Source organism: Rubrivirga sp. SAORIC476 (genome assembly GCF_002283555.1).
In the GTDB taxonomy this organism is placed as follows: domain Bacteria; phylum Bacteroidota; class Rhodothermia; order Rhodothermales; family Rubricoccaceae; genus Rubrivirga.
The window spans coordinates 797077-816642 of sequence record NZ_MVOI01000006.1 but is presented as its reverse complement, the minus strand read 5'-3'; the positions used below and the strand labels follow the sequence as shown (position 1 = coordinate 816642).

At 70.5% G+C, this 19566-nt stretch carries 19 protein-coding genes; all 19 read left to right on the top strand.

Features of this window, described 5'->3' with window-relative positions; genetic code table 11:
* Positions 1 to 14 precede the first annotated feature (14 nt).
* Entirely contained in the window at positions 15 to 299 is a 285-nt protein-coding gene (locus B1759_RS14970) for a hypothetical protein (RefSeq protein ID WP_095515857.1), read from the top strand.
* Positions 275 to 925, top strand: a complete 651-nt coding sequence (locus tag B1759_RS14965; RefSeq protein WP_095515856.1) for a hypothetical protein — start codon at positions 275 to 277, stop codon at positions 923 to 925. The genes B1759_RS14970 and B1759_RS14965 overlap by 25 nt, the downstream gene beginning before the upstream one ends.
* Positions 918 to 1391, top strand: coding sequence for a phage terminase small subunit P27 family (locus B1759_RS14960; RefSeq protein ID WP_095515855.1), 474 nt, complete (start codon positions 918 to 920; stop codon positions 1389 to 1391). Before B1759_RS14965 ends, B1759_RS14960 begins: the two co-directional genes overlap by 8 nt.
* A complete protein-coding gene (locus B1759_RS14955; protein WP_095515854.1) occupies positions 1384 to 3105 on the top strand; it encodes a terminase large subunit in 1722 nt (573 codons plus the stop codon). The genes B1759_RS14960 and B1759_RS14955 overlap by 8 nt, the downstream gene beginning before the upstream one ends.
* A complete protein-coding gene (locus B1759_RS14950) occupies positions 3102 to 5423 on the top strand; it encodes a phage portal protein (protein WP_095515853.1) in 2322 nt (773 codons plus the stop codon). The genes B1759_RS14955 and B1759_RS14950 overlap by 4 nt, the downstream gene beginning before the upstream one ends.
* 69 nt (positions 5424 to 5492) lie before the next feature.
* Positions 5493 to 6218 (top strand): HK97 family phage prohead protease, encoded by a 726-nt coding sequence (locus B1759_RS14945; RefSeq protein ID WP_198948907.1) that lies wholly within the window; start codon positions 5493 to 5495, stop codon positions 6216 to 6218.
* Positions 6219 to 6270: 52 nt separating this feature from the next.
* Positions 6271 to 7893, top strand: coding sequence for a phage major capsid protein (locus tag B1759_RS14940; protein ID WP_095515852.1), 1623 nt, complete (start codon positions 6271 to 6273; stop codon positions 7891 to 7893).
* 66 nt (positions 7894 to 7959) lie between these two features.
* Positions 7960 to 8361, top strand: coding sequence for a hypothetical protein (locus tag B1759_RS14935; RefSeq protein WP_095515851.1), 402 nt, complete (start codon positions 7960 to 7962; stop codon positions 8359 to 8361).
* Positions 8362 to 8372: 11 nt separating this feature from the next.
* Positions 8373 to 8678, top strand: coding sequence for a hypothetical protein (locus tag B1759_RS14930; protein ID WP_095515850.1), 306 nt, complete (start codon positions 8373 to 8375; stop codon positions 8676 to 8678).
* Positions 8678 to 9262 carry a phage head-tail connector protein gene (locus tag B1759_RS14925; RefSeq protein WP_095515849.1) on the top strand — a complete coding sequence of 195 codons (585 nt, stop codon included), beginning with the start codon at positions 8678 to 8680 and terminating at the stop codon, positions 9260 to 9262. The genes B1759_RS14930 and B1759_RS14925 overlap by 1 nt, the downstream gene beginning before the upstream one ends.
* The gene (locus tag B1759_RS14920; protein ID WP_095515848.1) at positions 9259 to 9591 is read left to right on the top strand and encodes a phage head closure protein; all 333 of its coding nucleotides are present in this window, start codon (positions 9259 to 9261) and stop codon (positions 9589 to 9591) included. The genes B1759_RS14925 and B1759_RS14920 overlap by 4 nt, the downstream gene beginning before the upstream one ends.
* 4 nt (positions 9592 to 9595) lie before the next feature.
* The gene (locus B1759_RS14915; RefSeq protein WP_095515847.1) at positions 9596 to 9952 is read left to right on the top strand and encodes an HK97-gp10 family putative phage morphogenesis protein; all 357 of its coding nucleotides are present in this window, start codon (positions 9596 to 9598) and stop codon (positions 9950 to 9952) included.
* Positions 9949 to 10422, top strand: a complete 474-nt coding sequence (locus B1759_RS14910) for a hypothetical protein (RefSeq protein WP_095515846.1) — start codon at positions 9949 to 9951, stop codon at positions 10420 to 10422. The genes B1759_RS14915 and B1759_RS14910 overlap by 4 nt, the downstream gene beginning before the upstream one ends.
* Positions 10423 to 10424: 2 nt before the next feature.
* Complete coding sequence (locus B1759_RS14905) at positions 10425 to 11267, top strand: hypothetical protein (RefSeq protein ID WP_095515845.1); 843 nt, start codon at positions 10425 to 10427, stop codon at positions 11265 to 11267.
* Positions 11268 to 11313: 46 nt separating this feature from the next.
* Positions 11314 to 11736 carry a hypothetical protein gene (locus B1759_RS14900; RefSeq protein ID WP_095515844.1) on the top strand — a complete coding sequence of 141 codons (423 nt, stop codon included), beginning with the start codon at positions 11314 to 11316 and terminating at the stop codon, positions 11734 to 11736.
* Positions 11737 to 11768: 32 nt separating this feature from the next.
* A complete protein-coding gene (locus B1759_RS14895; RefSeq protein ID WP_095515843.1) occupies positions 11769 to 12050 on the top strand; it encodes a hypothetical protein in 282 nt (93 codons plus the stop codon).
* A 3-nt stretch (positions 12051 to 12053) separates the two neighbouring features.
* Positions 12054 to 14381, top strand: a complete 2328-nt coding sequence (locus tag B1759_RS14890; protein ID WP_095515842.1) for a phage tail length tape measure family protein — start codon at positions 12054 to 12056, stop codon at positions 14379 to 14381.
* Entirely contained in the window at positions 14378 to 17047 is a 2670-nt protein-coding gene (locus B1759_RS14885) for a hypothetical protein (RefSeq protein WP_095515841.1), read from the top strand. The genes B1759_RS14890 and B1759_RS14885 overlap by 4 nt, the downstream gene beginning before the upstream one ends.
* Positions 17047 to 19452, top strand: coding sequence for a hypothetical protein (locus tag B1759_RS14880; protein WP_095515840.1), 2406 nt, complete (start codon positions 17047 to 17049; stop codon positions 19450 to 19452). The genes B1759_RS14885 and B1759_RS14880 overlap by 1 nt, the downstream gene beginning before the upstream one ends.
* The last annotated feature ends 114 nt before the right edge of the window (positions 19453 to 19566 follow it).

Here is a 19566-nt window from a genome sequence, read left to right as displayed (position 1 = left end):
TGATCGCTGACCCGGTGGCGGTGAAGGAGCTGTTGCGTCACGAGGTGCCGTGCACGTCGAACGCACTGGGCGACGACACGCTGGTGGTGGTCGGTCCGAGCTTCGTCGCGCCTGAGTCCGAGGGTGAGGTCGTGCGCGCTCTGGGCCTCATCAATGCCGTCGTCTACGCGATGACAGGACGGCGCCTGCATGTCGAGGTGGACGAGGACAGCGGGGAGATCCTTCGCTTCGGGGTGCGGCCTGGTGCCGACTTCGTGGTGGAGACCGATGGCGGATGGATTCCGTCGCGGACCACCTGACTGCGACGATGACGCCCGTCCCCCAGAGCAAGCTGGTCGACCGCGACGGCTACGGCACATGCTGGAGCGCGTGCCTCGCGTCCGTGCTGGATCTGCCCGAGGCGGCCGTCCCCCACTTCGCTGGGCCCCGATTCAACGACGGCATCGGCGCGGACCTCATCGACGCCTACAACGACGACGCGCCCCTCGGCTACTGGGTCGGAACGAAGGGCTGGCTATGGATGCTGGGGTTCGAGGTGGTGGACGTGGATCCCACGGACCCGTCGCGACCGATCGAGGACGCCCACGTCATCGCGTGTGGCCTCTCATCCCGCTCGCCAGGACCCGACGGCAGGGAGATCGGACACGCCGTCGTGTACGCGCGCCAGTCGGACTGCACGTACGCGCTGGCCCACGACCCCTACCCGGGCGGCGGAGGTCTCGTGGGCGAGCCTGAGAGCTTCTACGCCGTCCGCCCGCTCGACCTGGTCTCCCACATCGGCACCGAGGCGGGGGGAGGGGCGGGTCCGATCTCTGCCCCCCAGGGCCCCCGGGACCGAGGGGGCAGTGAGATTTTTACGCCGTCAGGTTTCGGTGCTGAAGTGGCAGAGCGGCCGAGCGATTCCAAGGGGTTGCCGCATGGGTAAGCGCGGCCCTGCTCCGAAACCCTCGGCACTGAAGCTGCTCCAGGGGACGCACCGGAAAGACCGGGCGGCGGCGAACGAGCCGACGCCGGAGGTCAAGCCGCCCTCGTGCCCGACCTGGCTGCACAAGGAGGCGAAGCGCGAGTGGCGACGGATCGTCCCCGAGCTGGTCCGCCTCGGTCTGCTGGCGGAGGTGGACCGCGCGGCGCTCGCGGCCTACTGCCAGGCGTACGCGACCTGGTGGCGGATGGAGCGCGACATCGACGAGAACGGCGACGTCCAGCTGAACGCACGTTCCGGGCTGGAGAGCGCGCGGCCACAGGTGGCGATGCGAGACAAGGCGCTCGACACGATGCGGCGGTTCTTGGTCGAGTTCGGGCTGACGCCGGCGGCGCGCACGCGCGTGTCGGCAGCGGAGACGCCGAAGACCGCGGACACCAACCCGTTCGCGAGGCTCGGGAATGGCTGAGCGCGACTACGCTGCGATCGCGCGGGGCTACGCCGAGGACGTCGTCGCCGGCGACACCCTGGCGTGCCGCCTGGTCATCCAGGCGTGCCAGCGTCACTTGGACAACCTCGACCGCCAGCAGGAGGACGGGTACCCGTTCGTCTTCGACCCAGACGCGGCCGCTCGCGTGTGCGGGTTCGTCGAGCTGATGCCCCACACGAAGGGCGAGTGGGCCCGGCGCCGGGAGACGATCGTACTGGAGCCGTGGCAGGTGTTCATCGTGGCCAGCGTCTTCGGCTGGCTGCGCAAGGCCGACGGGCTCCGCCGCTTCCGGACGGCCTACATCGAGGTGGCGCGGAAGAACGGCAAGTCGGCGCTCTCCTCGCCGGTCGGGCTCTACATGCTCGCGGCCGACGGCGAGGAGGGCGCCGAGGTGTTCTGCGGCGCGACGACGGAGAAGCAGGCCAAGATCGTGTTCGACGTCGCGTCGCAGATGGCGAAGCGGACGCCGTCGTACCGGGAGGCCTTCGGCGTCGAGGTGTTCGCCTCCAACATCTCGGTGCCTGCGACCAGCTCGAAGTTCGAGACGGTCATCGGCAAGCCCGGCGACGGCGACTCGCCGCATCTGGCCATCATCGACGAGTACCACGAGCACGCGTCGGACGAGCAGTACGACACGATGCTGACCGGCATGGGCGCGCGCGAGCAGCCGCTCATGTGGATCATTACGACGGCGGGCAGCGACTCCGCCGGGCCGTGCTACGCGCTCCGCAGCGACGCCGTCTCGATGCTCCAGGGCACGGTCCAGGACGACGAGCTGTTCGCGGTGATCTACACGCTCGACGGGCCCGTGAAGGACGCCGACGGGACCGAGACACCCGGCGACGACTGGACGGATCCGAAGGTGTGGATCAAGGCGAACCCGAACCTCGGGGTCTCGGTCAAGCCGTCGTTCATCGCGGCCCGCGTGCGGGAGGCCGTCAACAGCGCCCGGAAGCAGAACGTCGTCAAGACGAAGCACTGCAACGTGTGGGTGTCGGCCGCAACGTCCTGGATGAACATGGAGGCGTGGAACCGCCAGGCCGACGCGCCGCCTATCGAGTCGCACGAGGGCGAGCCGTGCTGGATCGGGCTCGACTTGGCGAGCAAGGTGGATGTCGCGAGCGCGGTCAAGGTCTTCCGGCGCGACGTCGACGGCGTCGAGCACATCGACCTGTACGGGAAACACTACCTGCCCGAGGCGCGCGTCGAGGATCCGGACCGTCGGCACTACCAGGGGTGGGCGGCCGACGGGCACCTGATCGCGACCGACGGCGACATCATCGACCACCAGCTCATCCAGGACGACCTCGAGGCGGACGCGGAGGCGTACCGCGTCGTGACGCTGGGCTACGACCCGTGGAACGCGACCGACCTGGCCGTGCGCCTGGAGCAGTCGGGCATCGACACGCTGGAGGTGCGCCAGACGGTGGCCTACCTCTCGGACGCGATGAAGTGGTTCGAGGCGCTCGTGCTCGGCGGGCGGCTCCACCACGACGGGAATCCGGCGATGTCGTGGATGGTCGAGAACGTGATCGCGAAGTCGGATCCGAACGACAACGTCTTCCCGCGCAAGGCGACGGCGGACAAGAAGATCGACGGGGCCGTGGCGGCCATCATCGCGCTCTACGTGGCCCGCCGCGGTGGCGTGGAGTCGAAGAGCGTCTACGAGGAGCGAGGGCTCCGTGAGCTATGACGACCACCCAAGCGCAGACCACCCGGACCACGTCCGGCGCACCGATCGACCTCAAGGCGTTCGCCGAGGCCGGCGGGACGCTGGTCCTGGACGAACGCTCCTCGGGCGCGACCAGCACGCTGGCGGAGCCGTCGGCCTGGCTCCGGTCGGCGCTCGGCGCGGTACCGACGGCGTCCGGGCAGGCGGTGACGGAGGAGCACGCGATGCGCCTCACGGCCGTCTACGCGTGCGTTCGCGTGCTGGCGGAAGGCGTGTCGATGCTCCCCCTGAAGCTGTACCGCCGCAACGGCCGGGCCCGGGAGCGGGTGACGGACCATCCGCTGGCGGGCGTGCTGCACCGGCGCGCGAACCCGCTGATGACGGCGATGCAGCTGCGCGAGGTGACCATGGTTCACCTGGCGCTCTGGGGCAACGCGTACTGGGAGAAGCAGCTCGACGGCGCCGGGCGCGTGGTCGGGCTCTGGCCCCTTCCGCCTCGGTGCGTTCGGGTGGAGAAGGGCTCCGACAAGATCCGCCCGACGAAGACGTACCGCGTCGAAGGGGTGAGCCGCCCGTTCCGGGAGGATGAGATCGTCCACATCGCAGGGCTCGGGTTCGACGGCTACGTGGGGAAGAGCCCCATCCAGCTGATGCGTGAGTCGCTGGGCATCGCGATCTCGGCGCAGAAGTACGGCGCCAAGTTCTTCGCCAACGACGCCAGGCCGGGGATCTACGTCAAGCACCCTCAGCAGCTCAGCGACACGGCCTATGACCGGCTGAAGCGGGACTTCGCCGACGGCCACCAGGGCGTCGACAAGGCGTGGAAGGTGAAGATCCTCGAGGAGGGGATGGACGTCGCACAGGTCGGCCTGCCACCCGGCGACGCTCAGTTCATCGAGACGCGGAAGTTCGAGGCACGCGACGTCGCGGCGATCTACCGGGTGCCGCCCCACATGGTCGGGGACCTGGAGCGGGCGACGTTCTCCAACATCGAGCATCAGGGGCTGGAGTTCGTGATGCACACGCTTGGCCCGTGGCTGGTCCGCATTGAGCAGGAGATCGAGGCGAGCCTGCTGGAGGACGAGACGGACCTGTTCGTGAAGCACTCCGTCGACGCGCTCCTCCGCGGCGACGTGAAGAGCCGGAACGAGGCGTACGCGGTGGGTCGAAACTGGGGATGGCTCTCGGTCAACGACATCCGAGAGAGCGAGGACATGAACCCCGTCGACGGCGGAGACATCTACCTGCAGCCGCTCAACATGGTGGAGGCGGGGACCGACCCGATGGCCGCCGGCGACGAGGACCTCTCCGCACGCTTCCGGCCGGTCGGCGGGGAGACTCGCCGCTCCATCGAGCGCCGTGCGCTCCCGGACCGGTACCGCACGGCGAAGGCGCTGGAGACGACGTTCCGGGCCGCGTTGAAGAAGATCGTGGCGCGCGAGGTGAGCGAGATCGGCGGCGCCGTCGACGAGCGCCTGGCGGGCGACGAGCCGGACGTCGCCGGGTTCGGCGAGTGGCTCGTGACGTTCGCGGGCGAGCACGAGACCTGGACGGAGGGCCGGATGCGGCCCGTGTTCCAGGCGATGGCGGACGCGATGGTCGAGGCTGCCGGCGCGGAGCTCGACGAGGACGTGTCCGGCGACGAGATCGACGCGTTCGTGCGGCAGTACTCGAAGGTGTTCGCGAAGCGGCACGCGGGCTCGATGCGCGGGCAGATCCTCGGGCTCGTCGAGGAGGTCGAGGCGGGCACCGAGGCGGACGCGGTCGCCGAGCGCCTGGCGGAGTGGGAGGACGGCCGGGCGGAGACAACGGCACGGCGCGAGCGCCAGCGCTCCAGCAACGCGATGACGCGGGCGGTGTGGGCGGTGCTGGGCGTGGCCACGCTGACGTGGCGCACCGTCGGCAAGAGCTGCCCGATCTGCAACGAGATGGACGGGCGGACGTCGCGGATCGCTGGGTCGTTCGCGGCGGACGGCGACACAGTGGCCGACCTCGACGTGTCGGGCCGGGTGACGCATCCGCCGATCCACGACGGGTGCGACTGCATCATGATGCCGGGTACCGGCGCTCGCTCTCGGCCGACAGAGGCGGAGGTGCGGGACCTATGGAGAGGGCTCTTGGCATCGGCCGGGATGGAGGCGCAAGCGCGGCGCGCGAGGGAGCCGAACCCCGATGCGGCTCGGAATGCCTACATCCGCCGGACCTACGCCCCACTCGTCGAGAGCATTGGGATGGGTCCCGCTATCGCCCACATCGAAGACTACATCACCCGGAACGCGGAGGCCGAAGGGTGGGCGACGATCGGCGAACGGCAGATCCGCCGCATCGGCACATCGTGATGGCCACGACGATGGCCACAGGCTGATCCAGCCAAGGGAGATCCTGTGGGCTCACAGGCTCCCCCCTTCGTGATCCCCGAAACGCGCACGTCCGGCGACCGCCCAGCCCTCCGCCGCACGAACCCGCTCGTCGAGCGCCGGTTTGTCGTGACCGGCCTGGAGACCCGCGCGGGCGAGGACGATGGTCCGAAGGTGCTGGTGGGCTACGCGGCCAAGTTCGACAAGCCGTCGAACCTCCGCTACTTCACCGAGGTGATCCGCGCGGGCGCGTTCTCGGTGGCCATCGACGAGGGCGACGACGTCCGGGCGCTGTTCAACCACGATGTCAACCTGGTCCTCGGCCGGACGAAGAGCGGCACGCTCACGCTCCGCGAGGACGCCGTCGGGCTGAAGGTGGAGATCACGCTGCCTGACACGCAGTTGGCGCGCGACCTCTGCACGAGCATCGAGCGCGGCGACGTCGACCAGATGTCGTTCGCGTTCGTGGTCATCGAGGAGCGCTGGACCGAGGAGGTCTCCGAGGATGCCGAGGGCCGGAGCGTCCGGACGGTGCTCCGCGAGCTGCTCTCGGTCCGGCTCTACGACGTGAGCCCGGTGACCTTCCCGGCCTACGACGACACCGAGATCGGTGTCCGCGACCTGGAGGCCTTCGTCGAGGCGCGGTGCGCTTCGGGCGACCTCTCAGACGACTCCCGCGCGGCGCTGGACGCGCTGCTGGCGGGCGCCGGCATCTCGGCCCCGGCGGGCCGATCCATCGACACGCTGGAGCGCGAGCTCCGCCAGGCCTCAGCGTAGCGGCCTTAACCGCGCGGTTCCCCGCGCAGCCTTCTTCCATCCCCCCGGATCCATGCGAGCGCTCAGCTCTTTCTTCGCAGCCCTCATCGGGCTCCTCCTCGTGACCGCCGGTGTGCACGCCCAGACGTTCGGCGCTGAGCCCTACGCTCCGGACGCGTTCACCGTGCCGGTCGAGAACTACACCGGCTGGACCGACCACACCGACGGCCGTCCCGTCGGCCCTGCGCCCCGGGCGTCCGCCTCGGGCTCGGCCGGGGCACTGTCGGCGTTGGCGGTCGGCGCGGTGATGGCCGTCGGCGTGGCTACGCTGGTCGGTGACGCCGGCGGCACGGGCGCGATCGTCGACCTGGTCGCGACCGCGCTGCACCACGACGTGGTCGGGCTCGCGCTGGCGGCGGCGCCGGTCGCGCGCATCAAGGAGCTGCGCTCGAAGCGGGCGACGCTCGCCGAGGAGGCGCGCGGCATTCTGGACAAGGCCAAGGAGGAGAAGCGAGACGCGCTGTCTGCCGAGGAGCAGACGCGGTTCGATGCCATCCACACGGAGGTGGAGGAGCTCCGGACGCAGATCGACAACGAGGAGCGCCAGATGGATCTCCAGGCGGAGATGGACGCACCGCAGGAGGTCCGCAGCCGGACGGCCTCGGGCGAGATCGAGTCGCGCGAGATCTCGGGCGACGAGGCGCAGGCTGCCGAGAAGCGCTACAGCGAAGCGTTCGGGCGGCACCTGCGAGGCCGGGCGACGACGGAGGACCGCCAGCTGCTGGCAGAGCGGTTCGAGCAGCTGACCCCGGAGCAGCGTGCCCTCTCGGTCGGGACGGACACCGCCGGCGGCTACACCGTCCCGGAGGGCTTCTACAACCGCATCGTCGAGAATATGAAGGCGTTCGGCGGCATCCGTCAGTCCGGCGTCACGATCATGTCGACGGCGTCGGGCAACAAGATCCCGATCCCGACCTCGGACGACACGTCGAACGAGGGCGAGCTGCTGGCCGAGAACGCCGCTGCCGGCGAGCAGGATGTCGAGTTCGGCCAGGAGACGCTCGGCGCGTACATGTTCAGCTCGAAGCTGATCCGGGTGTCGATCCAGCTGATGCAGGACTCGGCGTTCGACCTGGAGACGTTCTTGGAGGGTGTCATCTCGAAGCGTCTCGGGCGGATCACGTCCCGACTCTTCACGACCGGGACCGGTAGCGGCCAGCCGAAGGGCTTGGTGACAGCGGCGGCGGTCGGCAAGGTGGCAGGCTCGGGGCAGGCTACCTCGGTGACCTACGGCGACCTGGTCGACCTGGAGCACTCGGTCGATCCGGACTACCGCGGCATGCCGTCCACCGGGTGGCAGTTCCACGACACGACCCTCCGCGCGCTGAAGAAGCTGGAGGACGCTGACGGCCGTCCGCTGTGGGTGCCGGGCATCGCGCTCCGCGAGCCGGACACGATCCTCAGCTACCGCTACACGATCAACCAGAACATGCCGGTGATGGCGGCCGGCGCGAAGTCGATCGTGTTCGGTGACATGGCGGAGTACGTCATCCGGGACGTGCTCGGCATGCAGCTGGTCATCTTCCGGGAGAAGTACATGAACCAGCTGCAGGTGGGCTTCCTCGGCTTCAGCCGCCACGACGGCACGCTGCTCGACACGACGGCAGTGAAGTCCTTCCAGAACACGCCGTCCTAACCGGCGGACCGACACGGCGTCGACCTGGAGGAGTCCGGGTCGGCGCCTTTTCCAGCCCCTCCCGCGATGCTCTACGACGGATCCAGCGGCCTCAGCCCCGCCTCCTCTCTCGTCCCCCAGGTGGCAGCCGGCGCCGTCACCGGCGTCAGCGTCGACCTTACCGGCTTCGAGTCGGCGACCATCGTCATCAACCTGGGCACGTTCGGGGGCACGACGCCGGGCGCCAACATCCGCATCCAGGAGTCGGCCGACGGCTCGGCGTGGGGCAACGTCGGCCCGGAGGACTTGATCGGGGGCGCGCTCCCGGCCTTCGACACGAGCAACGACGCGGCGGTCATCCGGCGCGGCTACTCGGGCTCGAAGCAGTTCCTGCGGGTCACGATCCCGTCGGTGTCGGGCACGAGCCCCACCATCCCCATCTCGGCTCTCGTGCTCCGCGGTGACGCGCGCACGCAGCCGGTCACCTAGCCCCCGACTCGATGACTCGCATCCGACGCAAGACCGCTCTCGCCGGTGTCGACTTCTCCCTCCGTCCTGGTGGCGTCTTGGACGTGACCGACGACATCGCCCGCGACTGGATCGAGGCGGGCCACGCCGAGGTCGCAGACGGCGAGGAGATCACGGCCGAGTGGCCGGAGATGGCGGACCGCCTCGCTGCCGAGAAGGCCGCTGCCGAGAAGGCCGCCGGCCCCACGGTCGAGACCGCCACCGTGACGCCGCCTGAGACGGCGGACGCCAACCCGAAGCCCGTCCGCAAGACGAAGCGCGCGAAGTCCTCCGACTGATGCAGATCGTCGTCGTCCAAGCGTCGCAGGCTGAGCCCGTGTCTCTCGCTGAGGCACGGGCGTACCTGCGTGTGACGGCGACGTCCGAGGACTCGCTCATCGAGCAGCTGGTGACGGCCGCGCGGCTCCGGGTCGAGGAGACGACCGGCTACGCGCTCGGCGAGCAGCGGCGCAAGCTCACCATCGAGCGGTGGCCCTGCAGCGGCGTCCTGGAGATCCCGAGCCCGCCGCTGCTGTCGGTCCAGTCGGTCAAGGTGGCCGACTTCGACGGCGTGATGCAGACGCTGGCGGCCGAGGAGTACTCGGTGATCCCAGGCAGCCCCGGCGCGGTCTGCCTGACGGGCTCGGTGCCGACGCACTACGGGCGGCCGGGCTCGGTGGAGGTGGTCTACACCTGCGGCCTCGGTGCCGACGGCGGGGAGCCGATCCCGGACAACCTTCTGGTGGCCATCAAGGCGCTCACGCTCCACCTGTACGACATGCGCGGGCTGGCGGTCGCGGGCACGACCGTCTCGACGGTGCCCGCCAGCTACGACTTCCTGACCGCCTCGCACCGCTACCGTTACCGCCTCCACCTCTCGTGAACGTCGGCCGCCTCGACACGCTCGTGACGCCTCAGTCCTCGACGCCGACCTGGTCGGCGGGCGAGTCGACGGACGCGTGGTCGGACGGCACGCCGTTCTGGGCGTCCGTCGACGAGGCAACGGGCCGCGAGCAGATCCGAGCCGGCCAGGTCGACAGCCGCCAGCCGGTGGTCGTGACGGCGCGCTACTCCGACACGGAGGCGCTCACGCCGACGGACCGGCTGGTGCTGCCCGACGGGAGGATCCTCGACATCGAGTCGATCCGCGAGATCCGGCGGCGCGAGGGGCGGGAGTTCCTGTGCCTGCTCAACAGCGACGGGGGCGCGTGATGCAGTGCCCACCTTCACAGTCGATCTCGACGGCGAGGAGGAGTTCGCGGGCGCGCTCAAGCTCTGGGAGCAGCGCAAGCGTCTGGAGATCCAGGCGCTCCTGGGCCGGATCGCGGCCGACATCGAGCGCGACGCCGCGGCCGCTGCGCCGAAGCGCTCGGGCACGCTCCGCGACTCCGTCAAGGTCGACCTCACGCGGGTGCTCACCGACCTGGTCGCGGACGTCGTCGCCGGCGTCTTCTACGCGCGGTTCGTGGAGCACGGCACCAAGCGCCTCTCGGCACACCCCTTCCTCTTCCCGGCCTTCGAGGCGCACGCCCGCGCCTACTACGACGGCCTCCGCCGCATCCTGAGTTCGTGACCTCCACCGCTCCTCCGCTCCGCCTCGCCGCGATCGCGCGCCTGACCTCGGGCGCGGGCGCCGCTGCGCTCGTGGCCGCCGGCGTCGCCAGTCCGGCGGCGGGCGGGGTGGCCGTCGATCCGGAGCAGGGCTCGGACCTGCCCTACGTCGAGGTCCAGGGTGCAACCGAGGTGGAGACCCAGCGCTCGGACACGACGCGCTCGGTGACGGCCACCCTCTCGATGGTGGCGCGGGCCTCGACGCTCGCCGGTGCCGAGGCCATCGTGCAGGTCCTGGTGAACCAGTTGGGGCGGCGGTTCGCCGTGCCGGACGATGCGGAGGGGACCTCCGCAACCGAGATCCAGATGACGGCCGCGACGCTCGACCTCAACGGTGACCCCTTCCGGGAGCCGCCTCCGGGTGCGCGCCCGTGGGGCATCCCGATCCGCTTCCGCTACACGCTCTACCAGCCCGCCGCTCCCGGCGAGTAACCATGCCCGCTCCCACGACGACGCTCCCCTCCCTCGACCTGGCGCTTCTCGCGGCGGGCAACATGATCGGCTGCACGACCGGTGGCACGCTCACCGTGAGCCAGGCGCTGGATGACGCGGTGCACGACGGGCTGGCCAACTGGATGGCGAAGACCGACGGCGTGCGCTCCTGGTCGGTGCAAGCTGATGGCCTCGTCGACGCGAGCGGCGGCGACCTGATCACGGGACACGCCACCGGTGCGCCGTTGACCGTGACGATCGACACGGATCCGCTGAAGGGGCTGACGGAGGCAGGCCTGTCGTTCTCGCTCAACCTGACCGACGTGGTCAACGCGACGTCTGGCATGAGCCGGACCCTGGACCCGAACACGCGGTCGTTCGAACTGTCGCTCTCGTTCGACTACTACGACCCGCTGGCGACGGGCTCGGACGCGTTCAAGGCGATCCAGGACACGGTTCTCGGCGTGAGCACGGAGCCGCTGGGGGTGGTCGTGAGCGTCGGCGGCCTGTCGTTCACGTTCGACGCGCGCCCGACCACTACCAGCCTGACCAAGTCGGCGCAGGACATCGTGAAGACGGGCGTCACGCTGGTGGCCGATGGCCCTGTCATCAACAACTCCAGCGGCCTCGGCACCGGCCTCGCGGGACTGCTCTCGGCCTTCTTGGCGACGGATGCCGCGACGCCGCTGACGGTGCTCCTGGGCACGCAGACGGTGGACGCGAGCGAGTACACCGGCTCGGCCTACCCCGCCTCAGTCTCGATCACGGCCCCCTACGCGGGGCAGGTGACCGTGTCGGCGACGCTGGAGGGCACCGGCGCCCTCACCCGCCAGGCCACCACCTGACCCGGGCGCCTGTCCGCCCAGACGTTTCCACAGAAACCTTCCCTCGATGCCTCAGACCCGCGCAGAGCGCCTGCTTCAGCACCCGGACACGGTCCGGCTCACCATCCTGCACGAGGAGCACCCGTGGTTTCTCGGCAACGTGACGTTCCGTTTGGCCTCGGCCAAGGGGATCGACATCCCCAGGATTCTGGAGGACCTCGACGGCCTCGGTGACGACGCCGGGATGGAGGCGTTCGCGCCGATGCTCGGCAAGGTCGGGCAGCTCGTCTACGCTGGGATGCTGCCCTTCGACGAGGACCTGGTCGAGGAGGACGTGACCGACCTGATCTCGTTCGGCGACCTCGGGCGCCTGCTGCCCCAGATCATGGCGCCGCTGCAGGGTCTGGCCGAGGAGGAGGCGGAGGGAAAGTCGGCGGCCGCGGAACGCAAGACGCAGTCCGCGGCCGACCGGCGGAAGCGCCCGCGCTGAGCCAGTTCCTGTCGCGGACGGTCCGCGACAGGATGTGCTTCGGGCTGCTGGGCTACCGACCGACCGACGCCGACCTCGACTTCCTCAGCCTCCGCCAGTACCTCGACGCCGTGATGGGCCATCTCGCCGCAGATCGCATCCGCGCCGGGATGGTCGCCGACGCGCTCGCCGGCAAGGCCGAGGCGGCCGGACCCATGCTCGGGCTCGTCGCCCCGACCGCTCCCCGAGGCGGGGACGCGGCGGCCGTCCGGCGCCGTCACCCTCACTGGTTCCCTCCAGCGGATGCCTCCTCCGCACCACCGGCCCTCGCGTAGACCATGCTCGGTGAACTGAAAGTCCGGATCGGGGCCGACCTCTCGTCGATGCGGAAGGCGTTTCGAGAGGCGAACGGCGACGTCGTCCGCCTCGGCCGCCAGATGCAGGGCGTCGGCAAGAGCATGTCGGCCTACGTGACGGCGCCGATCGTGGCGCTGGGCGCGCTCTCGGTGCGGGCATGGGACAAGCAGGCGAAGGCGATCGCGGCGGTCGAGAACGGCATCCGGTCTACGGGAGGCGTCGCCGGTCGGACCATCGAGCAGCTGACGGCGCAGGCGTCGGAGCTGCAGCAGACCTCGCTGTTCGGTGACGAGGAGATCCTGACCGGGGTCACGCAGCAGATGCTGACGTTCGGCAAGGTGGCCGGCGACCAGTTCGACCGGGCGCAGGTCGCGGTGCTGGACCTCTCGGCGAAGCTGGGGACGGACCTGCAGAGCTCGGCGATCATGGTGGGCAAGGCGCTCAACGACCCGGTCCGCGGCATCACGGCGATGTCTCGCGCCGGTGTCCAGTTCTCGGACTCGCAGAAGGAGGTGATCAAGAACCTCGCGGAGACGGGACGCATCGCGGAGGCGCAGAACCTCATCCTCGACGAGCTCGAGGTGCAGTACGGCGGGACGGCGGCCGCGGCGGCACGGGCGGGCACGGGTCCGCTGAAGCAGTTCACGAACAACGTCGGCGACCTCTCGGAGCAGTTCGGGCAGCTCATCCTGGTGGCGCTGAACCCGGTCATCAACCTCCTGAACGACCTCACGCTGCGATTCCAGGCCCTGCCGGTGCCGGTGAAGGCGAGCATCCTGGTGGTTGCAGGCCTGGCGGCGGCGGCCGGTCCGCTCCTGGTCGCGCTGGGCACGCTGCTGGTGGTGCTGCCGAAGATCCGCGCGGCGCTGCTGGCGGTGAACCGATCGACGCTGATCCTCACGGCGAAGATCATCGCGATCACGGCTGTGGTGGCGGCATTCGCGGCGGCAGCCTACCTGATCTACAAGAACTGGGCGGGGATCTCGGCCTTCTTCCGCGACCTCTGGCAGGGCGTGGTCTCCGCGACGACGGCCGCGATGGGGCTCGTGCAGGCGCGCGTCGAGGGCGCGTTCCTGCGTCTGATCCGTACGATGTCGGGCCTGGGGGCTAAGCTCCTGGAGCCCGCGCGGCGCGTGGCGGAGGCGCTCGGAGCGGACGACGTCGCGTCGACGATCGAGGGCGTGCAGGCGCGCATCGAGAACATCGTCTCGCCGGAGGCGGTCGCGGCCAGTGCGGCCAACGTGGCGCGGCTCTCGGCCGACCTCCGCTCCGCCGGCGACAAGATCGGGGACACGTTCCAGGCAGCCGGGGGCTCCATCCGCGCCGAGCTGGCGGCCGCGACCGCGGACGCACGATCGGCGGTGGCCGGGGCGATGGCCACGATGGATGACCTCGGGTCCGGGGTGGGCGAGAGCGTCGCCGCGGCAGCGGGTGACGTGTCGACGGCGACGGCCGAGACGCGGTCGCAGCTCGACGGCATCCGCGACTCGCTCCGGACGACGCTGCTGGGCATCGAGCGCATGACCGAGGCGGGCCAGATGACGCCCCTGGATGCCGGGCGTGCTCGCCTCGATGCGCTGCGTGGAGCCATGGCCTCGGCTGCGCAGGTGGCGGGCGGCGACGGGGCCGCGGCGTTCCGTCGCTACGCAGACGAGTTCCGCTCGATGATGGCGGAGCAGACGGCGGCGTTCGACCTGATCCAGCGCCGGGCGCCGAAGCTGGCCGCGGACGACGTGGTCGGACGGTTTCGTCTGCCTCGGCTCGCGAGGGAGCAGGCGCCGGGCCTCGACGAGAGCCAGCTGGAGATGGCGTACGCGTACCGGACGGCGTTCGTCGCCATTGAGGATGCGGTCGTCGGCGTCGCCCAGGCGGTGGGAGACGCCGTGGGCGAGATGGTCGCGTTCCGGAACCCGCTGGAGTCGCTGAAGGCCGCCGCCGTCTCGCTCGGACAGGGCATCATCGGCGTGTTCTCCGACGTCGCCGCCTCGATCGCGGCCGCCATCGCGAAGGCGCTCATCCTCAAGGGGCTCTCGGCGGTCTTCAACGCCGGCACCGGTGGGATCGGCGGGTTCATCGGCTCGGCCATCGCGACGATCGCGGGCGGGGCGGGGCTGTCGAACGCAGTCGCGGGCGGCGGCGGCGTCTCGGCCGGTGGCCTGATCCCGGCGATCAGCGTCAACGTGTCCACGGGCGGCGCGCGAGCTGTGCCCGGCGGCATCTTCATTCCGCACCAGGTGAGTGTGGCCAGCGTACGCACGGGCCTCCAGGAGGAGCTTCGGATCGGCTCCGGGCCGGGGGTGCTCCAGTGACACCGAGCACCACCTACGGCACGGCGCTGGCAGCCGAATGGGTCGGCCAGGACGGGCCGCTCTACCGCGCGCTCGTTCTGGTGGCGGGTTACCTCGGTGGGACGACGGTGCTGCCGTGCCTCCAGTGCGTCGCAGAGTGGTCGATGGGAGAGTCGGGTGGCGTGCCGTCGCTGGGCCCGGCGGCTCCGGCGGCGGCACAGCTCATGCTCCGCCAGGCGCCGGGCTTCGGGCAGGCCGGTATGACGCTGCCTCTCGCCGGGCGTCCGGACGGGTTCGTGGCGCTCGCGATCCAGAGGTCCACGACAGTCACGCCGGGCGTGTCGTACGGCCTCGACGACAGCGGCTGGACGACTCAGTTCGCTGGCTTCCTGCTCCCGGAGTCCGTCGACGCGAGGACCTACGCGGGTTCCGACGCGCTGCAGCTGCGGTTCGCAGGCGGGCTGCATGTGTCGGCCGGGCGCGCGTTCGCCGGAAGCGGGGCGCCGGCCGGGGCGTTCGGAGACTCGGACGACCTGGACACCATCGAGCGGTTCCAGACGGGGCTGGCTCGCATCCTCCAGGCCATCGGGTCGGCGGACGACCTGTGGACCGGGCTGACGACCTGCGTCGACTGGAGGCCGTGGGTGCCGACGACCCATGTCCCGGCCTCAGTGGACCCGGTGCGCGCGGTGGGTGCCCGGCAACGGGCGTGGCTCGTGGACGGCGCGAGCGTCTCGGAGCGGGACGCCGTCCGTACGATCGCTCGGCGCCTCCAGGCGAGGCTGTATCAGAGCGAGGGGCGCTGGTACATGACCCAGCGCTCGGCTCTGGCGCGCGCCCTCGCCAGCGGCGGGGCGGGTACCATTCCGGAGTTCGCGTACGACGCGAACTCCGGGGCGATCGACAACGATGCGCAGACCGCCGCCGCACGGAATCCGGTCGTGGACACGTGGGGCTGGAACTGGCAGGGGGCGCCGGACGACAGCGGCGGCGTGCCGATGCGACGCGTCGAGGTGGAGTACGACTTCCGGCCGGACCTGGACGACCTGATGTCGAACGGGTCGTTCGAGACGGCAGGCTCAGCAGGCGCGACCGTTGCGCAGGGATGGAGCATGACCGGCGGAGGGACTGGCTCCGGAGGGGTGACTTCGGCGACGGGGCCGACGGTCTGCCAGCGGTTCAGCCTCACGACCGGGACGCCCCCGTTCCAGCCGACGGCTGGCGACGTGTGGGCCGCTCGGTTCTCGGACGACCGCGCAACGCCATCGCGCCCGGTGATCGCTCAGGGCGGCGTCGTGCGCATCCCCTCGGACCCGAACGCGGTGATCCGTTTCCGGTCGCGCCTCCAGTGGCAGCCCTACACGGGCGCGTTCGACGACACGAAGCAGGCGCGACCGGCCTACCTCGCGGTCGGCGTCGAGACGCGCGACGGAGACACGTACTCGGTGAAGCGGAGCGTCGTGACAGCGACCGCCCCAAGCCTCCCCGGCGACAGCGTCCGGATCCCCATCGACCCGTTCCTAGCCAGCTACCCCGACCACGTCGACGGAACGGCGATCGTGCCGGCCGGCATCAAGGTCCGCTTCTCGAACCCGGTCGGCGGTACCCACGCGTCGGCGTCTCCGGTCCTCACCCTGACGAAGGCGGTCGTGGTGGGCGCGACGGAGTTGGAGGGCGACATCTCGGACGACCTGGACAGCGGCGCGACCGCGGCCCTCTACTACTTCTCGGAGGACCTCGACCGGACGGCAATCCGGCTCCTGGACGAGACCGGTGAGTCGACGGCGCCGATCGACATGGACGTGCAGACCTACGCGGTGACACCGGACGGCCTCGCCATCGACGGGGCGTTCGTGACCTGGTTCGAGGGCGCGCGCCTCGCGTTGGCGTCGGGCGTGCCGGTGGCCAATGCCGAGCAAGGGTCCGAAGTCTGGTCGATCGACCGCGTCGAGGTGGGCTACCTGGTCGCCGAGGACGGGCGCACCCGGCCAGCCTCGAAGACGGGCGCGGCGGCGATGCTGTCGGGCGGCGTGCCGGGTGCGCTCGCCGGGCGTGCCGAGGCGCACGAGATCGGGGACGGACCGGTGGCGGAGTCCGACACTGCGCTCGTCGTCCAGGACGGGGCGTTCGCCTGGCAGACGACGACGTGGGGCGACAACACCGGATGGACGGTGGGCGCCTATGGGTCGGGCGCGCCCTCCAGCGGCGACACGATCGACGCGCTCGACGCCATCGAGGCCGTCCGCCAGGCGGCGCGCGCAACCGCGCTGCGTGGCACCCTGAAGCTGAAGGGCGACGGGACCGCCGCTGGCGCTCGGCAGCTGCATCCTCACCAGGTCATTCGCCACTGGCCACGAACCACGGTGCGAAACGCGGTGGTGGCCACCAGCACGATGCTGGAGACTTACGTCGCGCCACGGGTGGGCGGCACCCTCCGCCACGTCGCCGGCGACGGGACGGTGACGGATCGCACGGTGGCGGACGTGGAGCCGACGTCGCTCGGCTACCTGGTGACGATCTCGTCTGCGTTCGGCGTGGGCATCGCTCCGGGAGACCGCCTCTACGTGGACCGGCACTACTGGTGGGATGCCTTCGGCCGCGACTTCCTCCAGGGCACGATCGCGATCGACGCGTCGGGCCTCGACCTGTACACGGACGGCGTGACCGTCCAGAGCACCCTCGGATAATGGGATCCCGACCCGGACAGAGCTTTAGCGACGCCGCGCTGGCGGCAGAGCTGGCCAATCTCACCGCTGCAAAGGACGCCGCCAACTCAGGCGCGGCGCGCGCCGAAGCGGCGGCGGACACCGCAGAGGAGACGGCCGAGACCATCTCGTTCGACGGCGCCGCGGCGGTTCGGCAGGCGCGGGCGCCGCAGTGGGTCGACTCCGCGGCCAAGGAGGACCTCCTGCCGACGGTCCCTCAGGCCACACTCGACTTCTACGAGGTCATCGAGAGGCTACTGGTGGACCTCTCGCTGGACGGCGCCGTCGGCAAGCGGATCGGCGTGTACCGAGTCGACCACAAGGTGAGCGGGGTGTCGTCGGTCAAGTTCGCCGACCTCGATGCGGGGACGCTGGCGGCTCAGTTCTACCTGGCGTCGGGAGACCCGCCGTCACTCGTGACGATCAACCCGGAGAACTCCTCGGGTGTCAGCGGAACGGCCGAGGTGGACTGGTCGCAGCTCACGGCCGGGCTGAACTCCTTCACCACGATCGCGCGCGCGCTCCCTCTCTCGATGCGGGCTCTGACCAAGCGGACCCTGGTGGCCGAGGCATCAGCCGAGGCTGAGGAGGCCAGCGCCGATGTCGCGACGTTCGGGGGGCGCATCCAGGCCGCTGAGGATGCAGCCGCCGAGTTGGAGCCGGTGACGCCTCTTGCAGACGCGGCGGGCGACCTGGCCGCTGACCCCGACGTGGTGGCACGGATGCTCGACCACGTCCGCGGGCAGGCCGCCCCGACGCGCCTCCGCGGTAGCGACGCGCTGCCGACGCTGGCGACGAATCACGTCCTCGCGCTGGCCCGCGGCTACAGGGCCACAGGCACGCTCTCCGACGCCGTGACGGCTGGCGTGCAGATCTCCGACGTGCTCGAGGGCGGCCAGGACTCGGCGGACCCTCTCCCGCTGCTCACCGGGATGCTCGCGATCCCGGCGGGCGCTTGGTCGGCCATCTCGGGCGGTCGCTACCAGGCCACCGTCACGATCGACGACACGAACTCCGACAAGGGGCTTGTGCAGGTCTGGGAGGTGCCCTCGGCGACGAACCTGTCTCCCTCGTTCGACCAGTACGGGCGCGTGGACGCGGCGGCCTCGGTGACGGCCGGGACCTACCACGTCGACTACTCGTCGGGGACGGGTCCGGGCACCCACACGGTCACCATCACGCTCCAGCCGACCGGTGCGGAGGACCCCACGCTCGGAGAGGCGTTCTTCACCTACAGCCACTACCGCAACCCGATCCGGGCGGGCGAGCGGGCCTTGGTGTCCGGCCTGGCCGCGCAGGGCTACGTCCACGAGAACGGGCTGGAGGGCACCGGCAACGTGACGATCGAGCGCGCTCAGTTCCGGCGGATGCCCGTCCACGGCGTGACCATCGTGGACCTTACCGAGCAGGCGGTCATCCGGGACTGCCTGGGGTTCGAGATGGTGCCAGCGACCGACAGCGGAAAGGGGCGCGGCTTCGTCTACACCATCGCCACGCCGACGGCCGAGGACGCGGTCGCGCTGTTCCAGCGCAACGTGTACGCGGGGTTCGGGATGCCGTCGGCGGCGGGCGACTACACCCAAGACGCGTCACGGGCGTTCTACACTCACGCTGCGCTCGCCCCGGGCAGCCCGAACCCCGGCCTCGCTCGGGTGGTCGGCGGGCTCGTGGCAGACTGCGACGGCGGCGTGTACTGTGTTGCTGACCGCGTCGAGGTGGAGGGCCTCTACGTCGAGAACGTCCGCTCGCCGCTCCAGCCGACGACGGCCGAGCTGGTGACAGTCGGCATGGTGGTACGCAGCGACGGGTCCGACAACTTGGCGCCCGTGCTGCCGTCGGGGGTCTCGGTGGGGACGTGGACGATGTCCGAGATGCACATCCGCACGGGTGGGATCCGTCCCATCCAACCACCCACGGGTGTCGCGCTCTCGGTCGACCGATGCACGATCGACGACACAGGCGGATTCGGGTGCGTTCGGGCGCCCTCGGGGCTGACAGCGCTCTACTCGGTGTTCCGGAGCGAGGGTCAGGCGTTCAACGTGACGGGCACTTTGATCTCCGACTACAACCTCTACCTCTTCCTCGGCACGCTGACGCGGTGGGCCGTCAACGGGACGACCTACACGTCGCTGGCCGCACTCCAGGCGGCGACGGGGCAGGACACGCACTCGGTCGTGCTGACGGGCGCCGACGCCGAGGCGGCACTGGACATTCTCGACAGCGGCGACGCGCGCATCCGCCGGGCCTATGTGTCGGGGACAGATCTGTCGGCGTCGGGCGTCGGGCAGCGACGCCCGGCAACGCGCTGGCCTACAGTCCCGACGGTCAGCGACTTCCGCCGGGGAGACATCTTCCCGCTGCGACATCGCTACGCGCTGGCGACTTGATCTCGCCGACCTTGATGCCGACGTAGGCGCCGAGGCTGGTGACACGGCAGTCGGCACGGGCGAGCGTGACTCTGGGCGGCCACCTGCCCGACCGACATGCTCCGCACCCTGCTC

What these genes read in the sequence shown, in the direction of transcription:
- B1759_RS14960 (WP_095515855.1), top strand. Translation starts at nt 918, where the DNA reads ATGGGTAAGCGCGGCCCTGCTCCGAAACCCTCGGCACTGAAGCTGCTC.
- B1759_RS14935 (WP_095515851.1), top strand. Translation starts at nt 7,960, where the DNA reads ATGCTCTACGACGGATCCAGCGGCCTCAGCCCCGCCTCCTCTCTCGTC.
- B1759_RS14955 (WP_095515854.1), top strand. Translation starts at nt 1,384, where the DNA reads ATGGCTGAGCGCGACTACGCTGCGATCGCGCGGGGCTACGCCGAGGAC.
- B1759_RS14900 (WP_095515844.1), top strand. Translation starts at nt 11,314, where the DNA reads ATGCCTCAGACCCGCGCAGAGCGCCTGCTTCAGCACCCGGACACGGTC.
- B1759_RS14925 (WP_095515849.1), top strand. Translation starts at nt 8,678, where the DNA reads ATGCAGATCGTCGTCGTCCAAGCGTCGCAGGCTGAGCCCGTGTCTCTC.
- B1759_RS14905 (WP_095515845.1), top strand. Translation starts at nt 10,425, where the DNA reads ATGCCCGCTCCCACGACGACGCTCCCCTCCCTCGACCTGGCGCTTCTC.
- B1759_RS14880 (WP_095515840.1), top strand. Translation starts at nt 17,047, where the DNA reads ATGGGATCCCGACCCGGACAGAGCTTTAGCGACGCCGCGCTGGCGGCA.
- B1759_RS14950 (WP_095515853.1), top strand. Translation starts at nt 3,102, where the DNA reads ATGACGACCACCCAAGCGCAGACCACCCGGACCACGTCCGGCGCACCG.
- B1759_RS14965 (WP_095515856.1), top strand. Translation starts at nt 275, where the DNA reads ATGGATTCCGTCGCGGACCACCTGACTGCGACGATGACGCCCGTCCCC.
- B1759_RS14890 (WP_095515842.1), top strand. Translation starts at nt 12,054, where the DNA reads ATGCTCGGTGAACTGAAAGTCCGGATCGGGGCCGACCTCTCGTCGATG.
- B1759_RS14930 (WP_095515850.1), top strand. Translation starts at nt 8,373, where the DNA reads ATGACTCGCATCCGACGCAAGACCGCTCTCGCCGGTGTCGACTTCTCC.
- B1759_RS14940 (WP_095515852.1), top strand. Translation starts at nt 6,271, where the DNA reads ATGCGAGCGCTCAGCTCTTTCTTCGCAGCCCTCATCGGGCTCCTCCTC.
- B1759_RS14895 (WP_095515843.1), top strand. Translation starts at nt 11,769, where the DNA reads ATGTGCTTCGGGCTGCTGGGCTACCGACCGACCGACGCCGACCTCGAC.